This is a genomic window from Actinacidiphila sp. DG2A-62 (assembly GCF_035825295.1).
Classification (GTDB): domain Bacteria; phylum Actinomycetota; class Actinomycetes; order Streptomycetales; family Streptomycetaceae; genus Actinacidiphila.
This window is the reverse complement of sequence record NZ_JAYMGI010000002.1, coordinates 4,048,689-4,067,901: the sequence shown is the minus strand read 5'-3', so window position 1 is coordinate 4,067,901 and position 19,213 is coordinate 4,048,689. Positions and strand designations below refer to the sequence as shown.

The 19,213-nt window shown below is 71.0% G+C and carries 19 protein-coding genes, 1 tRNA gene and 1 pseudogene; 6 read left to right on the top strand and 15 right to left on the bottom strand.

All coding sequences use genetic code 11. The features are described 5' to 3' along the window. Positions 1-856: 856 nt before the first annotated feature. Positions 857-1,270: pseudogene (locus VSR01_RS18190) on the top strand (arsenate reductase ArsC); the annotation flags it as partial. Positions 1,271-1,626: 356 nt separating this feature from the next. On the opposite strand, the gene VSR01_RS18185 reads toward VSR01_RS18190, so the two are convergent. The 9 genes from VSR01_RS18185 to VSR01_RS18145 all read right to left on the bottom strand — a co-directional run bounded on the left by VSR01_RS18185 (position 1,627) and on the right by VSR01_RS18145 (position 8,085). Beyond that, positions 1,627-2,169 (bottom strand): hypothetical protein, encoded by a 543-nt coding sequence (locus tag VSR01_RS18185; protein WP_326450267.1) that lies wholly within the window; start codon positions 2,167-2,169, stop codon positions 1,627-1,629. Next, the gene (locus VSR01_RS18180; RefSeq protein WP_326450266.1) at positions 2,166-2,762 is read right to left on the bottom strand and encodes an AAA family ATPase; all 597 of its coding nucleotides are present in this window, start codon (positions 2,760-2,762) and stop codon (positions 2,166-2,168) included. Before VSR01_RS18180 ends, VSR01_RS18185 begins: the two co-directional genes overlap by 4 nt. Then, positions 2,756-3,358 (bottom strand): 3'-5' exonuclease, encoded by a 603-nt coding sequence (locus VSR01_RS18175; protein ID WP_326450265.1) that lies wholly within the window; start codon positions 3,356-3,358, stop codon positions 2,756-2,758. Before VSR01_RS18175 ends, VSR01_RS18180 begins: the two co-directional genes overlap by 7 nt. After that, the gene (locus VSR01_RS18170; RefSeq protein WP_326450264.1) at positions 3,355-4,542 is read right to left on the bottom strand and encodes a radical SAM protein; all 1,188 of its coding nucleotides are present in this window, start codon (positions 4,540-4,542) and stop codon (positions 3,355-3,357) included. Before VSR01_RS18170 ends, VSR01_RS18175 begins: the two co-directional genes overlap by 4 nt. A gap of 16 nt (positions 4,543-4,558) precedes the next feature. Continuing rightward, positions 4,559-5,101 carry a nucleoside-diphosphate kinase gene (locus VSR01_RS18165; protein WP_326450263.1) on the bottom strand — a complete coding sequence of 181 codons (543 nt, stop codon included), beginning with the start codon at positions 5,099-5,101 and terminating at the stop codon, positions 4,559-4,561. Beyond that, entirely contained in the window at positions 5,098-6,141 is a 1,044-nt protein-coding gene (locus tag VSR01_RS18160) for a thymidylate synthase (protein ID WP_326450262.1), read from the bottom strand. The genes VSR01_RS18165 and VSR01_RS18160 overlap by 4 nt, the downstream gene beginning before the upstream one ends. A gap of 318 nt (positions 6,142-6,459) precedes the next feature. After that, the gene (locus tag VSR01_RS18155; RefSeq protein ID WP_326450261.1) at positions 6,460-6,975 is read right to left on the bottom strand and encodes an NUDIX hydrolase; all 516 of its coding nucleotides are present in this window, start codon (positions 6,973-6,975) and stop codon (positions 6,460-6,462) included. A 170-nt stretch (positions 6,976-7,145) separates the two neighbouring features. Then, entirely contained in the window at positions 7,146-7,586 is a 441-nt protein-coding gene (locus tag VSR01_RS18150; protein ID WP_326450260.1) for an ATP-binding protein, read from the bottom strand. Continuing rightward, positions 7,567-8,085: a hypothetical protein gene (locus VSR01_RS18145; protein WP_326450259.1), complete on the bottom strand. Its 519-nt coding sequence runs from the start codon at positions 8,083-8,085 to the stop codon at positions 7,567-7,569. Before VSR01_RS18145 ends, VSR01_RS18150 begins: the two co-directional genes overlap by 20 nt. Before the next feature lie 195 nt (positions 8,086-8,280). Between VSR01_RS18145 and VSR01_RS18140 the strand changes: the two genes are divergently transcribed. Then, positions 8,281-9,585 carry a hypothetical protein gene (locus tag VSR01_RS18140; RefSeq protein WP_326450258.1) on the top strand — a complete coding sequence of 435 codons (1,305 nt, stop codon included), beginning with the start codon at positions 8,281-8,283 and terminating at the stop codon, positions 9,583-9,585. Then, positions 9,582-10,145, top strand: a complete 564-nt coding sequence (locus VSR01_RS18135) for a GNAT family N-acetyltransferase (RefSeq protein WP_326450257.1) — start codon at positions 9,582-9,584, stop codon at positions 10,143-10,145. The genes VSR01_RS18140 and VSR01_RS18135 overlap by 4 nt, the downstream gene beginning before the upstream one ends. 10 nt (positions 10,146-10,155) lie before the next feature. On the opposite strand, the gene VSR01_RS18130 is transcribed toward VSR01_RS18135, so the two are convergent. The 4 genes from VSR01_RS18130 to VSR01_RS18115 all read right to left on the bottom strand — a co-directional run bounded on the left by VSR01_RS18130 (position 10,156) and on the right by VSR01_RS18115 (position 15,137). After that, positions 10,156-11,853, bottom strand: coding sequence for a mobilization protein (locus VSR01_RS18130; RefSeq protein WP_326450256.1), 1,698 nt, complete (start codon positions 11,851-11,853; stop codon positions 10,156-10,158). 4 nt (positions 11,854-11,857) lie between these two features. Next, positions 11,858-12,259 carry a plasmid mobilization protein gene (locus VSR01_RS18125; protein WP_326450255.1) on the bottom strand — a complete coding sequence of 134 codons (402 nt, stop codon included), beginning with the start codon at positions 12,257-12,259 and terminating at the stop codon, positions 11,858-11,860. Positions 12,260-12,721: 462 nt separating this feature from the next. Then, a complete protein-coding gene (locus VSR01_RS18120; protein WP_326450254.1) occupies positions 12,722-13,396 on the bottom strand; it encodes a SpdA protein in 675 nt (224 codons plus the stop codon). A 409-nt stretch (positions 13,397-13,805) separates the two neighbouring features. Continuing rightward, on the bottom strand, positions 13,806-15,137 hold the full coding sequence (locus tag VSR01_RS18115) for a DUF3631 domain-containing protein (protein ID WP_442785483.1): 1,332 nt from the start codon (positions 15,135-15,137) through the stop codon (positions 13,806-13,808). A 371-nt stretch (positions 15,138-15,508) separates the two neighbouring features. Here VSR01_RS18115 and VSR01_RS18110 point away from each other — a divergent pair, with 371 nt between their 5' ends. The 3 genes from VSR01_RS18110 to VSR01_RS18100 all read left to right on the top strand — a co-directional run bounded on the left by VSR01_RS18110 (position 15,509) and on the right by VSR01_RS18100 (position 17,810). Next, on the top strand, positions 15,509-16,030 hold the full coding sequence (locus tag VSR01_RS18110; protein WP_326450253.1) for a helix-turn-helix domain-containing protein: 522 nt from the start codon (positions 15,509-15,511) through the stop codon (positions 16,028-16,030). Between the two features lie 225 nt (positions 16,031-16,255). Continuing rightward, complete coding sequence (locus VSR01_RS18105) at positions 16,256-16,561, top strand: helix-turn-helix domain-containing protein (RefSeq protein ID WP_326450252.1); 306 nt, start codon at positions 16,256-16,258, stop codon at positions 16,559-16,561. A 10-nt stretch (positions 16,562-16,571) separates the two neighbouring features. Further along, entirely contained in the window at positions 16,572-17,810 is a 1,239-nt protein-coding gene (locus VSR01_RS18100) for a tyrosine-type recombinase/integrase (protein ID WP_326450251.1), read from the top strand. A gap of 131 nt (positions 17,811-17,941) precedes the next feature. Here VSR01_RS18100 and VSR01_RS18095 read toward each other — a convergent pair whose 3' ends face one another. Then, a complete protein-coding gene (locus VSR01_RS18095) occupies positions 17,942-18,691 on the bottom strand; it encodes a hypothetical protein (protein ID WP_326450250.1) in 750 nt (249 codons plus the stop codon). 205 nt (positions 18,692-18,896) lie between these two features. Beyond that, positions 18,897-18,988, bottom strand: a tRNA-OTHER gene (locus VSR01_RS18090). Between the last annotated feature and the right edge of the window lie 225 nt (positions 18,989-19,213).

The following is a 19,213-nucleotide window of genomic DNA, read 5'->3' as shown; positions in this document are numbered from 1 at the left end:
GGCCACCTCGGGAGAGGCCGCCGTTATGCGAACATCGGCGCCCCTCGGCTCGGCAAGAGTGGGTTCGTGTGTCATGGGGTGTCCTTGTGGGTCATGGTGCTGGTTGCCTGTGGCCAGGCTCCGAGCATGTGCGCTTGGGGGCCGAGAAGGCGCCGCCCGGCTCGTGGACTGCCGATGGGCGCGGGATGCGCCGCGGCAGGAGGGGCTGACCACGATGCGGGCGACGTACCGCTGCAGGGTGTCAGCGTCTCGACCAAATGCGGGAATTGCCCGTGCCACGCCCCGGGATGAGGCCATCATGCCCCGTCCAGCAGTCCCCGCGTGGCGTCTGTGTCCTTCGGACCGACGCGAGCGGGAAGGTCGTCGAAGTTCGTGTGCCGCCGCAACACAGACTCGTGGGTGAACATCGCGCGGGCCCGCCTCCGGACACCGCGCAAGGCGAGGGCCGGCATAGACCATCATCAAGAATGGCGTCGGCATGGCAGCTGACGTACGACAGAACCCTCGACTTACTCAGTATAGCGCTGATCCGTGTCACCAGGAGCCGATGGCCCCGGCTTCCCCCCTCTGCCGTGACGTCGAGGCGTTCAGGGCGTTCTGAGACAACGGGCGGCCGTCGGCCTCTCGCAGGTCACGCTTCTTGCGTCCGACGGTGACCGAGACGGGTCGACATATCTGGTGATCAGGGGAGCTTCGTCGTGCGCGCCGAAGGCGATCACGGTGCCGACGAGCGGATACCAGGCGCGCTGTGTGCCTCGAACAACAACCTTCTGACCGGGCAAGGCCAGCTGCTTGGGTACCGGCGGATACTGGTATCTCCGGCGTTGGTGCCGCCCACGAGACGAGAGAGCCTCTCATGACCGAGACACCCGGTGGCAAGCCGTCCGTCCTGTTCGTCTGTGTCCACAACGCCGGCCGTTCCCAGATGGCCGCCGCCTGGCTGACCCACCTGGCCGGCGACCGCGTCGAGGTCCGCTCCGCCGGCTCCGCCCCCGGCGATCAGGTGAACCCCGCTGCTGTGCAGGCGATGGCCGAAGTCGGCATCGACATCTCCCACGAGACGCCGAAGATCCTCACCGTCGACGCGGTCCGAGAGTCCGACGTGTGCATCACGATGGGCTGCGGGGATACCTGCCCGGTCTTCCCCGGCAAGCGCTACCTCGACTGGAAGCTCGACGACCCCGCCGGGCAGGGTGTCGAAGCCGTCCGCCCGATCCGCGACGAGATCAAGACTCTGGTGGAGGGCTTGATCGCCGAGATTGCCCCGGAGCCCGCCGCACGAGCACCGAGGAGCCACCCGTGCGGGGCGGGGTGGTCACCTGCTCCGGCCCCGCCGGACACGCCGCCGCCCTCTACAGCACCCGTGCCCAGCTCAGGCCCCTGGTGAGCCCTGGACGCCAAGCGCTAACCTGGCCACCCGCGGCGCGCTGAGAACGAGCCGGCGACCGTGGCCGTCTTGGCCTGAGCAGCAGTACAAGCGGCTCAACGATGGGCAGCCCCCGTTCCCGGCAGCTCGAATGCCGGGAACTGAACGCCTGTCGATACGGGAAGTCAAGGCCGCTCGTATCCTCACCTGCAGCCGGAGCACGGGGCCCGCGCGGTGTCGCTGGCCCGTTCGACAATTGGTCAGCGTTCCCCGGCCGGCGGCCATCCCGCCGGCATGCCGAGCCGTCCATCGGGGTGTCGCCATGAGCGCCACTCCAGGACGCCCGTCTCGTGGAACTCCGGGATTGCCAGGGCGAATTGGGTGCGCAGCCTTGCGCGGGCGGGGAGCGTCTGCAGGGCCTTCTGGCGCGGCAGGATCACGGAGGTGGATTGGTTGTCGGCCGGGCGCAGTTTGCGCGCTGTGCGTCGGGAGAGGGGTTCGCTCACGAAGGTGTGGACGGTCACCTTCCGCCGTGCCAGTTGCCGCTCGTCGATCAGCACCGGTCGGAGGATCAGCTGTTCGCTGCCCGGGCCGCGCAGCGCTTGGGGAGCTGCTTGCGAAGGGGTGCGATCGCCCAGGACCGGGCTGCCGGGGACGAGCACCGCGCCTTTGGGGAACTGCCTCAGCAGCATGTGCCCGCTGCCCACGCGCACCACCACGGCCGTCCACACCAGCGGTGGCCGCCAGTTGACGTAGGGCTCGTGCACGGCCGGAGCCGTGGCGGGCGCCGGCGCGGTGGTCACGTGGGCACCCTGCCCAGGGCCACGCGTACCGCCGCGACGACGGCTTCGCCCTCGTCGTGCGGATCGTGGACGACCCGGCGGTGGTCGATGCGTTCCTGGGCGAGGAGGGCGTGGACGTGGTGGTCGACCAGTTCGCGGTACCGCGGATCGTAGGTGTGCCGCCTGTTCTCGACCGGTACGTCCGGGTCCAGCACGGTGGCCAGCAGCAGGTGGTACTGCGCGTGCTGGGTGCCTGCCAGCAGGCGAAGCCGCTCGTCCTGCGCGGGGTCGAGGCTCTCCCCGCGGAACTCCACCGCGGCGTGCCAGTACGCCAGGGCGTCGATCACGGCGCGGTCGGCCATCACGACGTCGGCGCCCTGGGCGGCAGCGGCGATCTCGTCCGCGATGCCCTGCGTCATGATCCATTCCGTGGACAGCGCGGTGTGCTCGTGCATCTTCGGCAGTCCGATGTCGGCGGCCCGCCGGCCGAGGCGGCCGGTGCGGGCGACGCGGACGCCCTCGGCGCGCAGTTCCCTCTCGATGCGGCGCAGCAGCACCGTCTTGCCGGTGGAGTGCGCGCCGGTGACGCCGATCCGGACGGGGGTCTTCACCACAGCGTTGGGTCCTCTTCTGGTTCGGGAGAGCCGGGCAGGCCGGGCGGGACCGCCGCCGCGGCGAGCTGGTCCCAGGTCGGATAGCTCTCGGCCAGGGCGATCAGTACGAGCGAGGTCGCGTACGCGTCGTACCGGGCGCGGTGCCGCTGGTCCGCGACGGCGGACAGGTCCGGCTGGAGGTGCTCGATCAGCGCGTCCAGCGTGTACTTCGGCAGGTCCGGGAGGGCGGTGCGGGCCAGGCGCAGCGTGTCCACCACGCCGGCGGGCTGCCAGCCGGGCAGGTGCGCGGCGAGCGCCCGGTAGTCGACGTGCGCGTTGTGCGCGGCGATCCACGCCGTCCCCAGCCGCTCCCGTACCTGCACGGCCACGTCGTTCCACGGTGGGCAGGCCGCCAGCGTCTGGTTCGTCAGGCCGTGCACCCGGGCTGCGAAGGGCGTGACCGGGCGGCGCGGCCGGATCTGCCACCACCCGGCCGTGCTCGTGTCCGGCCGGCCGTCGCGCACCGGCAGTGCGGCGATCTCCACCAGGTCCGGCGGGTTCAGGCCGTTGCCTTCGACGTCGACGACGAGCAGGGACGGCCAGGTGGCGAAGTTCATGGCGTGCGCGGTCCGTTCTCCGCCGCCCAGCCGATCGGCGCCCGGCCGTGCTGGCGGTAGTGGTGGGGCTTGTCGCGGTCGTGGCACTGGTAGGCGAAGCCGTGCTGCAGGAAGTACCGGGGCGGCTCGTCCAGGCCCTCCACGATGATGGCCCGCTCGGTGATCTCCACCGGGCCGGTCGCGCCCAACTGGCGCGCCGCGGCGCTCACCTCCTCCAGGTCCGGCCGCACCCGCGCCGCCGTGCACCGCGCGACCTGGTCGGCCGGGCAGATGTCGCACAGTTCCTCGATGCCGACGTGGCCGTTGTAGTCGGCCTCGCCGTGGGCGTAGGCGACCGCGCAGGAGGTCTTGCGGAACAGGGCGCCCCACGGGTCCGGCCGGTCCGGGACGTGGAAGAAGTCGAGGATGCGCCGCTCCGCGACCTCCGGCATGATCTTGCGGCGCGCGGTGTCGTCGTACGGCATCGGCAGTCCGTTGGTGGCGTAGTAGTCGGCGATCTCCCGGCGGAAGAACAGCCCGGTGAACACCGTGGCGTGCGCGTGGGCGGACAGCTCCCGGGCCCGCTCCAGGTGTTCGTCGCTGTCGTTGAGGCCGGGCACGATCGGCCGCCAGTACAGGACCGTCCGGTAGTGCTCGGCGTGCTGGTAGAGCGTGGCCAGGCTCCGGGCGGCGATGGCGGAGTCCACCGGCTCGATCGCCGGGTTGTCGATGCCGGAGTGCGTGACGAGCACCGTCAAGCGCAGGTTCCGGAAGGAGTTGAGGACGGCGCAGTCCTCCGGCTCCACCCGCCACCGGGTGATGATCAGGACGTGGTTGGTCATGCCCCGCTCGTCCAGTGCGCGCAGCACCGCGAACAGGTGCGGCTTGACCACCGGCAGCATCGGGTCCGTGGCCCGGTTGAACAGTTGGATCGGCGTCTTGTGGGGGCGGAAGTACCGGTGCCCGATGAGCGCCTGGACGGCTTCCTCGTCGCTCATCAGCCGCCGCGGGGCCTTCAGCTCGAAGTTGTCGAACAGGTGCCGCACGCAGTACCCGCAGTCCAGCGGGCAGCCGATGACGTGGTTCAGCGACAGCCCGGACTTGCGGTACTCGATCACATCGGCGAGGGCCGGTTTCAGGCCGGCGATCTGCTCGCTGGTCAGGAGCGGCAGCGGGCGGCGGGCGGCCGGGGTTGTTGCGCTCATGGTCTCTCCCATCAGGTCAGATGGTGCTCTGGGGCGGGACGAGCAGGTGGGCACGATCCGCGCCGTACCAGGTGCCGAAGTCCCGGCGCGCGGCGTCCGGATCGTCGGAGGTGTGCACGAGGTTCCGCACGAGGCGGTGTTCGGCGAGCGCTACGGCGAGGCTGTCCTCGGCCAGGTCGCCGCGGATCGTGCCGGCTGCGGCTCGGGTCGGGTCGAAGTGGCCGAGCACGTCCCGCAGCCGCTGGTGGATGCCGGGCTCGCCGTGGGCCAGGGCGACCGTGACGCGCTGCCCGGCGTACTCGGCGTCCAGGCACGCCGGGATGTCGCGGTCCGGGAAGTGGTCGGCGTCCACGAGCAGGTCCCAGTAGTGCACGTGGGCTTGCCACGGCTCGGCGACCACCTCGGTACGCGCGAGCACGTCCACCCCGGCACCGGCGATGCGCTCCAGCACGGCGTCGGCCAGACCGCGCTCGACCGCGTCCGGCTTCACCAGCACCACGGCCCACCGCTCGAACGGGATGCCCGCTGCCACCCGGCCGGCCATCGGCGTGCCGGTCACCGGCTGCTCGCCCCCGCCGCGGCCGGCCACTTCCGGGCGAGCAGCCACCGCAGCCCGGGCTCCAGCGCGGCCAGAACGCCGGCGTCCACTCGTTCGGCCTTGTCGTGCGTGATCTGCCGGTGCACCTCGAACAGCAGCAACGCCTGCTCCCAGTACGGGGCCAGGCCGAGCGCCGAGATGTCCTCCACGCTGTAGGCGGCCCGGTTGGTGCGCAGCAGTTCCTCGTGCTCCAGGACGTGGGAGACCGTGGCGGTTGTCGTGGTCGCGGGCATCCGCGGGAACGGGAAGGCCGGCGCCTCTCCGGCGGCGGCCTCGGCCAGAACGCGGCCCACCCGGTCGGCGTCATGGTCGTTGACGTGCGCGGACCCCATGTAGTGGGTGTAGGTGCCCAGTTCCAGGCCCAGCCGCACTGCGGCGTACTCCTGGATCATCGTGAACGAGAACACGTCGGACAGCAGCCCGCAGTCCAGGTCGTTGGCCCGCATCGAGCACACCATGTGCAGCCGTCCGTCCCGCGGCAGGAAGTGCAGACCGGCCAGGCACGCCACGTCCGGATTGGACTTTAGGCCGGCCAACTCCCGTGCGGAGAACACCGGGATCAGCGCCCGCTTGCTGTCTCGTTCGCGCCGCAGCAGCTCCAGCACCCGGTCGAACGGCGCGACGTCGTCGCCCGGGGCCGGGGCGAAGATCCGCGCGCCGTAGGCCGAACCGTCGACGGTGAGTCCGTCGCGCGAGCTGGCGGCCATCGACGGCGCGTAGTGGCCGATCATGGCCAGGTCCCGGCGCCCGGCCAGGTACCACAGAGCCTCCGCGTAGTGGAACACCGGATTGGCCCTCCGGGCTGCCACATACGGCAGGCGCTGCCGGGGGTCCGGCAGCCTGAAGGCCACACCGATCACCTCGCGGGCGGTGTTGCCGCGCGGGGAGATCCGGAACTGCGGCTCCTCGGTGGCCAGGCGCAGCAGGGCGACGTAGGCCGCGCCCAGGTCCGGGAAGGACGGGGGAGCCAGCAGGGAGTCACGGGGCAGGTTGGCAGGCAAGGATTCCTCCCGAAAGCGGGGTGACAGGGCACAACTGGTCCTGTGCGGTCGGTGGTTGCGCTACGGGTGCAAAGGCGAGTCGAAGACGTGGACGTGCCGTGCCTCGCCCGAGCGCAGGACGAGCGGGCCGTGCCCGCTCAGCCCGATTCGCCGGGCGGAGCCGGTCGCCGGGACCCGCTCCAGGCGGAGGTCGGAGGCGGGTCCCGGCGGGCGGCCGATCGGGGGCTCGGCCGCGGTCCCCGCGGCGCGCGGAGCACGAGGCGCGCTGCGGGGAGTTGCGGATGCACCGGCCGCGAAACGCGGCCGGGCGGGATACGGCTACGCAGGGTCGGCGACCCGGAAGCCCTGCATCAGGTAGCCGCGCAGCCGCGGGTCCCGTACGGCCGCCGTGGCTGCCCGGATGCGCCTGACGATGTACGGCTCGCAGTGTGCGTCCAGCTCTTCGTCGGCCAGGAGCGTGAAGTCCAGCAGCTCCGGCTTCTCGCCCTCGGGCGTCCCGGCGTTGAGGACGATCGTGTCCAGCTCACTCGGCTCCAGGCGGTGGAAGAAGACGTAACTGTTGGCCTCGGCGGACCTGCCCGGGTTGTCCGGCACCCAGTCGGTCACGAGCAGCGTGTGGGGCACGAGCGTGAGCCCGATCTCCTCCTGCGCCTCCCGGACCGCGGCCAGGTGCGGCGCCTCGTTCAGGTGGGCGCCGCCCCCGACCAGCTGGTACACGCCGTCCTTGTAACTCGGCCTGACCACCAGCGCGCGGTCCTGGTCGTCCAGGATCAGCCACACGCCGCCGTTTCGACGCTCGCCGGGGTGCTGTAAGTCGGTGTCGCTGTGTGCCACTACATCTCCTGTTGTTGTCGGTGTTGTGCGCCCGGCCGTGACCGCAACGGGTGCGGCGGGGCCGGGAGTCTCATGAGCCGGGACGAGTCAGCCAGTGACGGCGGCGAGGAGCAGAGCGCCGAGCAGTACGACGACCGACACGACGTTCAGCAGTGCCTGCGTGCGCGCGTTCACTCGGCGGCCAGGGCCAGCTCCGCCCACACGCGCTTTCCCCAGGGCAGCGGATCGACCCCCCACCGGTCGCTGATCTCGTCGACCAGGAACAGGCCACGGCCGCCTTCCTCGCCCGGACCTGCCGTGCGGAGCACAGGCCGGGCGTGGTCCATGTCGGTCACGGCCAGGCGCACGCCCCGCCCGGTGCGCGTGATCGTGACGCGGATCGAGGCGCCCTCGGCGTGCTCGGAGGCGTTGGCCACCAGCTCGTCGACGACGAGCCGCGCTTCATCGACGAAGCCCGGCGGCAGGCGCCACGAGGTCAAGACCGTGGTGACCACCCGGCGGGAGACGCCCGCCGAGCCGGCCTCACGCGGCAAAGTCCGGCTGTACACGGGCAACCCGCCCGCGCCGGCGCGAACGTCCAGGCACTGCACCTCATTCACCTCCGTCACCACCGTTCGACGGGGACCGGACCAGAGCCGCACGGCCGACGGCCACCAACTCCGCGACGTCACGCGCGGCACACAACGCTCCCGGCCGGGTCATGGGCACGACCCAGAAAGCCGCCAAGTCCGTGGCCGCCGAGGTGCGGTCGACGGCCGGCACACCCAGATACGTACCGGCACCCAGGACCTCGGCGTCCGGCTCACGCCAGTGCCGCCCGGCGTCCGTGCCGACCAGGGCGTAGTACCGGCGGCCCGCCGGGTGAGCGAACACCCCGCCGCGCAACGTGCCCGCCACAAAGCGCGCGACCGTCTCCGCGCCGGTCGAACCGGCTGCCGACCACACCAGATCAGCGGGGATCCGCACCGCGCTGAACAGCAGCCCGCACTGAAGCAGCGCGATGCCCTGCTCGCGCCACTCCTCATGGGCCCGCTGCCGGTCGGACGCCGCAGCGGACAGCCAGTCCGCCACAGCGTGCCGCTGCGGGCGATTCGCGTGCGTGCTCGGCATCTCAGCGCTCCAAGCGGTCCGTCTCGGTGGCCGGAGGATCAGCCCTCCGGCGCCTTGCGTATGAGCTAACCGCCGGTAAGCGAGGGCAGCCGGACCTTGCCCCGGACGTTTGGCCGGACTTTTCGCCGCCTCCGGACTTTCCCTTCGCGGACGGCGCTACCGTCGAGGAGACCCGGAGCACCGGAGGTACTGGCCGTGGACACCCTGACGCCGTTCACGCAGGCATGCATCGAGCACGGCTGGGAGAATCCCGTCGACTTCTTACGGGCCTTCCAGGCCACCGCCGACATCCTCGGCGAACCCATCGATGTGACGGACCGGCAGTTCCGGCGCTGGAAGAAGCCCAACCCGCCCGGGCCACGAGTACGAGCCTGGCGCGTGCTCCACGCGATGTTCGACGTGAACCCTCAGCTCCTGGGGTTTCCCGGACCGCCACCGGGCGCCGAGGACCCTGCCGCACCGTTTCCCCTACCGAGAGGCACGTCACCCGTGGACCGACGCGCGTTGCTGGCCGACACCGTGGGCCTCGCTGCCGCAACCCTGCCCGCCCACACCCGTCCGCTCACGCCCGCCGGCTCGTCCGGCGCCGTCGGGACGGTGCACGTCCTCGAACTCCGACAGGGGCTGCTCAGCCTCTTCCAGCTCGACAACGCCTACGGGGGCGACGACGTCCGCTCGCTGGCGGCCCGCCACCTTCGCAGGATCCGCCGCATCCTCAACACCCGCAGCTACCCGGAGACCATCGGACGCCAGCTTCACCTGCTGGCCGGCGAAGCCGCCGAGCACTGCGGATGGCTGGCCTACGACGCCGACGACCAGGACGGCGCCCGCCAGTACTGGGGCGAGGCGCTGACCACGGCCAGCGTCCTGCGGGACGCGAGCCTCCAGGTTCTGGTCTTCTCGTCCATGAGCTTGCAGGCATGCCACGAAGGCCGGCCCCGCCAAGGCCTCGAACTCGCCCGGGCCGCCCAGGAGCGTGCCACCCGGCTCAACTCCCCTACGCTCCGGTCGATCATCGCCGCCCGCGAAGCACGCGCCCTGTCGCTCATGAACGACGGCCGCGGCGCCGGCCAACGGATGTCCGAGGCGATCCGCCTGGTCGACCGCGGCCGCGCCGGACGCCCCGCTCCCCAGTGGGCGGCATTCCACGGCCACGCCGAACTCGACTACTCCCAGGGGCTGCTGTACACCGAGCTGGGCCACCACGGTGCCGCCGTGCAGTTCCTGCGCGCCGCGCTCGACCATCAGGACCGCACGTACGGCCGCAACCGCGCGCTGTACCGCCTCACCCTGGCCAGCAGCCTGGTCAAGTCCGGCGATGTCGACGAAGGCGCCGCCCATGCCGTAGAAAGCCTCGAACACTTGGAAGAGGTCGAGTCCGGGCGCGTCACCAGAAGGCTGCGCGAGGTGACCGAGCTCCTCCGGGAACATGACGCCGGCCCCGCGCGCCAGGCTGTCGAGGAACTGACCGAGTACGTAGAGGCGAAGGGAGCGGCGTGACGCCGACCGAGCTGACATACGAGCGCTTCGAGGGCCAGGAGGCCGCAGGGCAGCTCGACACCTTCATCGCCGCCTACGAGGAGGTGTACGAAGAACCCCCGTACCGCGAAGGCCCGTCCGACGTCGCCGAGTTCATCACGCACTACCAGGTCCACGCGCAGCGTGCCGGAATGCGCCTGGTCATCGCGCGCGACGCCGAAGAAGTGGTCGGCTTCACCTACGGCTATCTCCTGCCGGCCGACAGCTCGTGGTGGAAGAACGTCCAGAAGGACCTGCCCGGCGACTTCACCCGTGAAGACGGGAAACGAACCTGGGTCATCCTCGAACTGGCCGTCCGCAGGCCGTGGCGCCGCCGTGGCGTCGCCGCCAAGCTCCACGCCGAACTCCTCGACGGCCTGGACGTCGAGCGGGTCACCCTCACCGTCCGCCCGGAACCCGAGGCGAAGGCCGCGCAGACCGCCTACGCGGCGTGGGGATACCGCGAGGTGGGCCTGTCCCACCCCTGGCCCGAGGCGCCCTTCTACACGGCCATGGTGCTCGACCTGAAGACTGCGGCCTGATCTCGTCCCGTCAGCGCCGTCGAGCCGTCGGCGCGGTCGGGGGAGTCGGTCCGGTCCGGGGCGTGTCGTCCTTCGGTGCGGGGCGCCGTGCCGTGCTGCGGGCGAGGGCTGCTTGGGCGCGGGGGCTGGGCGCGTGGTGGTCGCCCAGGCGTTTGATGCGCCAGGTGAGGGCCCGGGCGGGGCTGCGGGCGTCGTCGAGGCTGCGCTGGCCGAGGGCCCGGTCGAGCAGGGTGCGTGGGTTGTGGCCTTTGGCCTCCGCCTCGACGAGTGCAGCGGTGAGCGCCGCCCATGCCGGATCGGCGAGGATCCGCTCGACGTGTTCGGGGGCCGCCTGTCGGAGGTGGTGGGCGTAGCGCTGCTGGTGCTGCGGGGCCGGTGAGCGGTGGGCGAGGCTGTCCAGCGCGGGCCCGGCTGCTTCGGCGGCGGCAGCTTGCAGGTGAAGGAGAGCCTGTTGGGCGGCTGCTTCCTGCTGGGCGTGCCGGCGTGTGCGGTGCCAGTGCATTCCGTAGGCGACGGCGATGAGCATGGCGTCCAGCAGCATGGCCAGGCCGGTGTCGTCCGCGCGTCGTGCGGGGTCGTTCCAGATCGCCTGGATGCTTCGTCGCAGGACACGGGCGCTGGCGTGGTCGGCGGCGATGCGGGACCTGGTGGCGCGTTCGAACGCGGCGGAGGCTCGTTTGACGTCGGCCTGGATCGTGTCCGGAGCGGTGACGGAGAGCAGATCCAGCGCTCCGCCGAGGGCGGCCAACTGGCCTTGGGCCACCTGCTCACTGCCACGGGTCAGGTGGTCGGGGATGCGCTCAGCGGCGGCGGTGGCCTCGTGCCAGGGATTGCCCGAAGGACGAGGGACTCCCTGCGGCGCGGACGCGTTCAGACGCTCCCGGACCTTGGGCAGGGAGAGATCGCCTGAGAGCGTCGAGCCGGAGAACCACACGGGCTCGCCGTGCTTGTTCGTCTCACCCGGCAAGGCGACGCTGTAGCCGAGGGCGTCGCCGGACGGGCCGGTCTTCGGCCGTACGGTCACGCCCTGCGCTTCCAGCAGCGCGAAGAACTCGGTCTCGGTGGAGGCGGCGGCTACCGCGCGCCGTACGCGGGTGCGCAGGATCTCGCGGCTGGTGGCGTCCTGGCCCAGCCGTGCGGCCTTGAAGTGCTCCTTGCTCGTGGGGCGTTTGGCCGCGGTGCCGTCGCCGGCTTTGAGCCGCCGGAGCCCGTAGTCGACCTCGATCCTGCGGGCTTCCCGCTGGACGGCGCGGATGTCGTGGTCGCGGCGCGCGCGGCGGCCGTCCTGTCGCACGAGGGTGCCGGCGATGTGGATGTGGTCGTCGGCGTGCCGGACCGCCACCCACCGGCACGCTTCGACGTCGCCGTCGGGGGCGATGCCGGCGGCGGCGACGATCCTGCGGGCGATCTGCGCCCATTGGGCATCGGTCAGGATCGGATCTTCCGGAGCGGCGCGGACCGGGCAGTGCCAGATGGTCGTCTTCGGTGCCCGACTTCCCAGCATCGCCACGGGCTGGTCGAGCTGGGCGGCCAGTTGGTCCTCGACCTCCTTCCGCCCGCGGTGCGGGCTGCGGCCGGGATCGGGGGCGAAGTCGTTCCAGGAGGCGACCAGATGAGGGTCGACATGCTCGTTGGCGGTGCCCTTGCCGAACAGGTAGGCAATGAGGCGACGGCTGCTGCCCTTGCCGAGGATGATCTTCGGTATCACCGGCTCATCGCTCCGTCACGCGGGCGATGGCGGCGTCGACTTCGGCGATCGCAGCCTCGACACGGTTCAGGAGCCTGCCGACCGTCTCGTCAGCAGGCCAGGGGCCGTCCTTGTTGAGGTGCCAGGTGAGCTGGTTGAGGTTGTTGCCGACTCCGGCGAGTTGGCGGTTGGCGGCCATCAATGACTTGATCAGGGCCCGGTAATCCGCCACGCCCGCTGTGGGGTCTTCCGCGCGTGCGGCGGCGAGGGAGGCTTCGGCGACATAGCCGCCGATCTTCATGCGGCTTGCCTTGGCGGCGCGTTCGAGAAGAGCGAACTCGGTTTCGCTATAGCGGGGATGGACGCGGCGGGCACGCAGACGCGCTTCGCGCAGGCGACGGCGCGGACCCCCGATCTCGGACGGCACCCCCGGGCCGGCCGCTCCCGGTGCCCCCTCGGCGCCGGAAGCCACCGCCTCCCCTGGGGCGGTGGCCGGGTAAGGACTCCTTACCCGACAACTTGCTGCGTCTGGGGCCGTGGTGGTGGGGGTGTGCGTCCACGAGGCCGTCGGCCCGCAGGAGTTGACGGCTCGGCTATCGCCGTCCTCGGTGTGGTCTGCGGCGTGGGGGTCGGGTGTCACGGCGGGCTCCGGTGGGGTGGCACTGATGTCGTATATGGGCGTTGGCTTCCTGTCTGCGCTGGGGGTCATGGTGCGGATCGTCGGCGGTTTGCTGTTTCCGCGTTCCGGGTGTAGGGCGCTGGCTGAACCGGATGTGCGGAAGTGCGGGGGTGGGGGTTCTGGGCTTCCGGATCGGTGGATGTGGGAGGCGGTCACCCGCCCGTTCCGGTTGGGGGTCGGTGGGGGCGGGTGACCGTGGCCGGGTGCTGGTCAGGTCTGGGCGGGGTGCGCTCGCGCGGGTTCCCGCTCCCGCTCCGGCTCCGGTGGCGCGGGGTGGTGTTCGTTCTTGAGGTGTTGCATGAGTTGGGTGAGGCGGGCGCTGCTGATCGGTGTTGCGGTGTCGCGCAGGGCTTGTTTGACGACGGCGGTGGTGAGGCCGTGCTGGGCGACGGCGGGCCGGGCGATGGCGATGAGCTGGGTCATGGTGGCCGCGGGTGGGCGTCCGGTGCGTTTGCCCGGCGCCGCGGGTGTGGGCTTGCCCGGCGGCCGAGCGCGGGCTGGGGCTGCGGTGGGGGCTCGTGGCGGCAGGGTGGCGGCCACCACCGGGGCTGCGGGCGCTGGGCGTTGCTCTGCAGGTGGTGTGTGGAGGTGGTGCAGGAGGGTGGGGCCGACGGTTGCCCAGCCGAGGAGGAGGGCGGGGGCGACGGTGTCGAGGGCGGCGCGGGCGTAGTGGCGGGCCAGGAGGGGCTGGGCGGTGTTGAGGGCGAGGGTGAGCAGGCCGCACAGGTGCATCAGGCGGGTGGCGGGGCGCAGGGCGAGGGCCCAGACGTTGCCGAAGCTGAAGATGAAGGCGAGTGCGGCGATGACTGCCATCACGGTGGTGATGGTCGTGCGGGCGAGGGCACCCGTGGCGACCGGCTGGTGGTCGGGCGGGGTGGTGGGCATGCTGCGGGGTTTCCTTACTTCGTGGGGTGTGGCTGAAGATCCGTCTTGGCCGTCTTGGCCGTCTTGGCCGTCTTGGCCGTCTTGGCCGTTGCAGCCGCAGGTCAGGGCAGGGACGGCACGCAGCCGCCTCGGTTCGGGACGGCGTTGCACGGGCGGGCTGGTGCCGACCTGGTGTTGTCCTGGCGCTTCCGGTGCCGTGACCGTTTCCGTCTTGGGACGCTGATCCGTCCCGTCGGAAGGGGTGTTGACCTGGGGTTATGCGGCAGGGACGGCTGGGACGGCACGAGACGGAGGCGCGTGCCGTCCCAGCCCCGCCCGCCCAGCCACCGTGCGGGCGGTAAGCGGCCTGCGGCCGGGGTGTGACGGTGGCCGGCGGGTACGCGTCCTGCGGGGAGGCGGGGCGGTGGTTTCAGCGGGGGCTGGTTGCTCTCGCCGGGGTGGGGTGGACGGTGGGGCAGTAGCGGCGCCAGGCGTCGGCGAACTTGTTGCGCATGTAGCCCTTGCGCTGGGTGCTGTCGCCCATGCGGACGTTGCCGGAGGTGATGCCGAACTCGCGGAGCATGCCCGCGAGGCCGCGCGGGGTCAGGCCGCCGCGGCCCCACTCGGCCCAGGGGGCTTCGGGGTCGGCGTTGAGGGCGAACAGCAGCTGGTCGGTGGGCATGCTGTCGGGGTCGCCGCCGGCGTGGAAGACGCGGCGGATGTCGGCGAGGATGCGCGCGCCGCCGGGCTGGTCCTCCTCCGACGCGGCCTCGGCGGCGACCAGGCCGGCGCACGCCTGACGGGCCCGCCGGGGCCAGGGGCCGCCGGCGAGGTCGGCGGTGATGACCAGCGGCTCCCACGTGTCCGCGGCCCGGTCTTCGACCGGCATCGCCGGTTCCAGGTGCAGGGCCCGGTCGGCCAGGGGCTTGGTCCAGCGGGCCAGGTCGGTGCGCATCGCGCGCAGGGCGGGGCTGTCGCGCTTGGTGCGGTACGGCCAGACGTGCTCGCCGTCGGCGCGGCGGCGCATCCGGATCACGATGGACCGGTCCATGATCGTGTCCGGCAGGTCGCCGATCCCGGCGATGGCGGCCATGGCGAAGGTGTGGAACCGGCGCGGGGTGTGGTCGCTGCCCACCACCCGCAGCACGTAGCGTTCGCGCTGGTGGCCGGCGTTGAGCAGGCCGCGCATCTCCTCGTTCTTCTCGGCCATCTTCGGACTGCCGAAGATCGTGTCGGCCTCGTCCACCAGCAGCGTCGGCGGCTCCTCGGTGATCGAGCGGAACACCGCCGCCGGCGTGGAGTTCACCGTCAGCACCGGCGCGTGAACGGTCTCGGCCAGCACATCCAGCAGCCGCGACTTCCCGCACCGCTTCGCAGGACCCACCACCGCCAGGCGCGGAGCATGCTGCCACGCGCCCTGCAGATGCGTAGCGGCCACCCACAACGTGACCGCATCCAGCGCATGCTCGGACGGCAGCACCACGAACCGGGCGATCAGCGCCCGCAACCGCACCAGCAGCTCGCCGCCCTCACTCGCCGGCGCGTCGGGTATCTCCGCAGGACCGGTTGGCTCTTCTGGGATCGGCGCTGGTGCCGGTGCCGGTGCTGGCAGGGAGGCGAGGGCGTGCGGCCCGGCCGCCGTCGGTGTCGGCTGTCGGCCGCCCCCTGGAAGCGCGACGGGTGGCCAGGTGCTGGTGGGCGGTGGGGGTGGGCTCTGGCCGGGGGCTGCGGGGGTGTGGTCGGGGGCAGTACCCTCGTTCACGGAGACTCCTTGCTCGGCGGGTCCCGGGGGGCAACCCGGTCCGCCGTTGGTGACTGTCCTGGGATGGGCGGTACTGAGGTTTCCGTCAAGCCCCCGGTGTTGGTAGCGCCGGGGGCTTCATGTTGAGCCTGTTCAACCTCATTCGGGTTGGGATCTTCATGCGGGGATCGAGGAAGGTATATCAGTCGCCACGCCCTCGTGTCAAGCGATTGCGGCATAGACTATTCATGCGCCTGTAGCATGATTGCTGCTGGAGTGACTTTGGTAACGATCTGGTCTCGAAGATCTCAACCGTTTGGAGCATGTGTATTCCATGCTGTAGCGTCTTTACTCGCCCCGCCACGTCGAGACCCGGTCGAAGGGAGGCCGCTATGTCCAGCCCGCAGGCGCACCGGTACGCGCCGCTCGAAGGCGAGGCGCTGGTGGCGCACAACATGAAGGTGCTGCGGAAGGCCGCGCGCCTGTCCCAGGAGGACCTGGCCGAGCGCATGAGCCGGCTCGGGTTCAAGTTCCACCAGACCCAGATCGCCAAGATCGAGAACGGCACCCGTCTGCTGCGCTTCGACGAGGTCGTCGGCCTGGCCAAGGCGCTCAACGTCCCCGCCGCGCACTTCATGACCGAGGCCGTCGCTGGCCCCGACGAGCCGGACTTCGAACTGCAGGAAGCCGGCGACCGCGTCCAGAAGGCCGAGCAGGAGTGGAGAACCGCCCGCGACATCGAGCAGGGCGCCAAAGCCCGGCTCGAAGAGGCCGAGCGCGAGTACGACGAGATCGCCGAACGGCTCGCGGCCCAGGGCGTCGACGTCGGCCAGGACGCCGACGAGCCCCAGTTCTACCCGGCACCCGGCTCGCCCTGGGACCCCCTGCGCAAGGGACCGTCGGCTGAGCGGTAAGGCGCACCACCCATCTCTACCCTCCGCACCCTGCCCCTGCCCTTATCGCGAACGCCGCCTCGCCCCCGGCACACGCCCGCCTCCAGCGCGGGCATCACGCGTTCCCCGCCTGTGAGCCCTCGGCGCTACCAACGCCGAGGACCCGCGCCGTTGCCCCCAGCCCACCGCCCATCCCAGCCAGTCACCACGGCAGCGCGTTGCCCCGCGCCGCCGAGAGGAATCTCCATGTCTGAAACGCCCACGCCCATCGCCTTGCTGGCAGACGCACTCGGCGTCAGCCCACAGGCCCTTCTGCGCGCCCTGCACGCCAGTACGTCGACCGCGCACGACCCCACCCTCGTCGCGCTCACCGTCGAGGAGGCCGCCCGGCGCCTGAGCGTCGGCCGGACCACCATGTATGCGCTCGTCGCCTCCGGCGAAATCCCGTCCGTCACGGTCGGCCGCCTGCGCCGTATCCCGGCTGAGGCGCTCACCGACTACGTCGTCGCCCGCGCCCAGCTCACCCGCTCGACCGTCGCTCTTGCGGCCTGAGGGGGCGGGCATGGCAAAGTCCCGGCAGCCCAACGGCGCCTCCTCGATCTACCTCGGCAAGGACGGGAAGTGGCACGGCTACGTCACCGTCGGCGTCAAGGACAACGGCAAGCCCGACCGCCGCCACGTCAAGCGGAAGACCCGCGCCGAGACGACCAAGGCGGTCCGCGAGTTGGAGAAGGAGCGCGACGCCGGCCGGGTGCGCAAGGCCGGTCAGACCTGGACGGTCGAGTCCTGGCTGACCCACTGGGTCGAGAACATCGCGGCCCTGCACGTCTCCGAGAACACCATCGACGGCTACCGCGTCGCGGTCTACCACCACCTCATACCCGGCCTGGGTGCGCACCGCCTGACGAAACTGGAGCCCGAGCACCTGGAGCGCTTCTACAAGAAGATGCAGGACAACGGCAGTTCGGCCGGCACCGCCCACCAGGCGCACCGCACCGTGCGTGCCGCCCTCAACGAGGCACGGCGCCGCCGCCACCTCACCGAGAATCCGGCCACCATCGCCAAGGCGCCTCGGCTGGTGGAGGAGGAGGTGGTGCCCTACACGGTCGAGGAGGTGCAGCGCCTCCTGGAGGTGGCCGGCCGCCAGCGGAACGCCGCGCGGTGGGTCATCGCCCTGTCGCTCGGCCTCCGGCAGGGCGAGGTGCTCGGACTGAAGTGGGCGGACGTCGACTTCGACCTCGGAGTGCTCGTCGTCCACCGCGGCCGGCTGCGGCCCCGCTACCAGCACGGCTGCGGCGACACGTGCGGGCGCAAGCCCGGCTACTGCCCGCAGAAGATCAACGTGCGCCGGGAGACGAAGGAGACCAAGTCCCGCGCCGGACGCAGGCCCGTCGGCGTCCCGGACGAGCTGATGAAGCTCCTCACCCAGCACCGCGACGAACAGGACCGCGAGCGCGCTATTGCCCGCGACCTGTGGATCGAGAAGGGATACGTCTTCACCTCACCGACCGGAGAGCCGCTCAACCCCAACACCGACCACCACAAGTGGAAGGAACTGCTGGAGACCGCCGGCCTCCGCGACGGCCGACTGCACGACGCCCGCCACACCGCGGGCACCATCCTGCTCATCCTCGGCGTCCCCGACACCGTCGTCGACGCGATCATGGGCTGGGAACCCGGCCAGTCCGCCCGCATGCGCCGCCGCTACCAGCACCTGACCAACCGCGTCCTCAAGGACACCGCCGCCAAGGTTGGAGGGCTCTTGTGGACCCGCCCGGATCAGGAGCCTCCCGCTGTCTGAGCTGGACAGCAAACTACGGACGGAAGAGGGCCTGCGCCGTAGCACGGCGTGGGTCCTCTGAAGCTGGCGGTTCGAAGGCCGACCTCGCGCGCCGGAATCCGCAGCATGCCCGCTGGTCTAAGCGTTGACGGCTACCGGTTCTTCTTGCGGGATGCTTTGGCTTGCTTCTGCTGCCGTTTCTTGGTCTGTGCTGCGCGCCTCCGCGCAGCCAGAACCTGCTTCTCTTGTGGGGGGAGCATGGCTTTGCGGAGGGCGGACTCAAGGAGCTGCTCGTCCTCCCCCAGCCAAGCTGGGCTCCGCCCTGTGCCTGTCTCGTCGTTAGTTAGGGCCGCCGTAAGCGCGCCCTGCAGGTCCTCGGCACGGTCGTAGTTGATGATCTCGATCGGTGCACCGTAGACGACCCCAGGCCCGACGGGGGTCTGCTCAAACTTGTAGTCGTTGTAGGCAACGACCGCGCCGCCGGTGCCTCGGGCGTCCCCCTTCGGGAGATCGGCCCCGTACATGTTCGAAGCCTCGCCTCGACGGCCCTCCGGGCTGCTCAGGAAGGGGCACACCATAGCGGCGTAGATCATGCACGTACGGTGGCCAGGGGCCTCAGCTGTAGGGGCATTGTTGAGGAACTCCTTGCCGTGGCTGAGGACGGCATCGATCATCTCCGCTTCGTCCCCATCGACGACCCGCCACACCGGCCCGGGCTGCATCTCCCGGCCGCAGACCGTGCATCTACGCTCGGCGACGCAAAGGAACACCCGGCCCATGCTGGTGTTCGCGAACTGAGGGGCTCCGTCCTCCCATGGAGTGATGGCCGGCACCGGGTACCCGCGTCCGTCTCGCGGGCGGGCGGTAACGCCGGTGGGCATGGTGACGTCGGTAACTCGCATTCAGCGAATATATGGCGGTGCTGCCCGGCTGCGCCTGCTCTTTCAGGACATCGCCGACAAGATGAGCGGACTGCCCTGAACCCAGCCGGACCAGCGGTTTCCCGCTGTCGGATCTCGGCAACTGCAACTGAAACTGCAACTACGGAACGACGAGGGCCCCGACCGCAGCGCGGTCGGGGCCCTCGTCTGCCCTGGTGGGCGGGTGCGGAGGATACGAGATTCGAACTCGTGAGGGGTTGCCCCCAACACGCTTTCCAACTGCTCGCCCGGGGGTTCAGGCGGGTTCACCACCATCCTGACCAGCGGCGGAACGCCCCAAGGCCGCCACGATGGACCCACATGAACGGAGCTGAATGCAACCCGAACTGCAACCCTCCCCGCTCCCGTTCCAACCCGGCCACCCCGCCCGCTGCACAAGGGGGCCCGCTGCCGGTCAGGCGTGCGAGTCCGTCGCCGCCGGGCCTGGCCGGCACCGCCGCGTCGGTGCGCGCCGGTGGAGAAAGATGTCCAGGAACGGCGAGC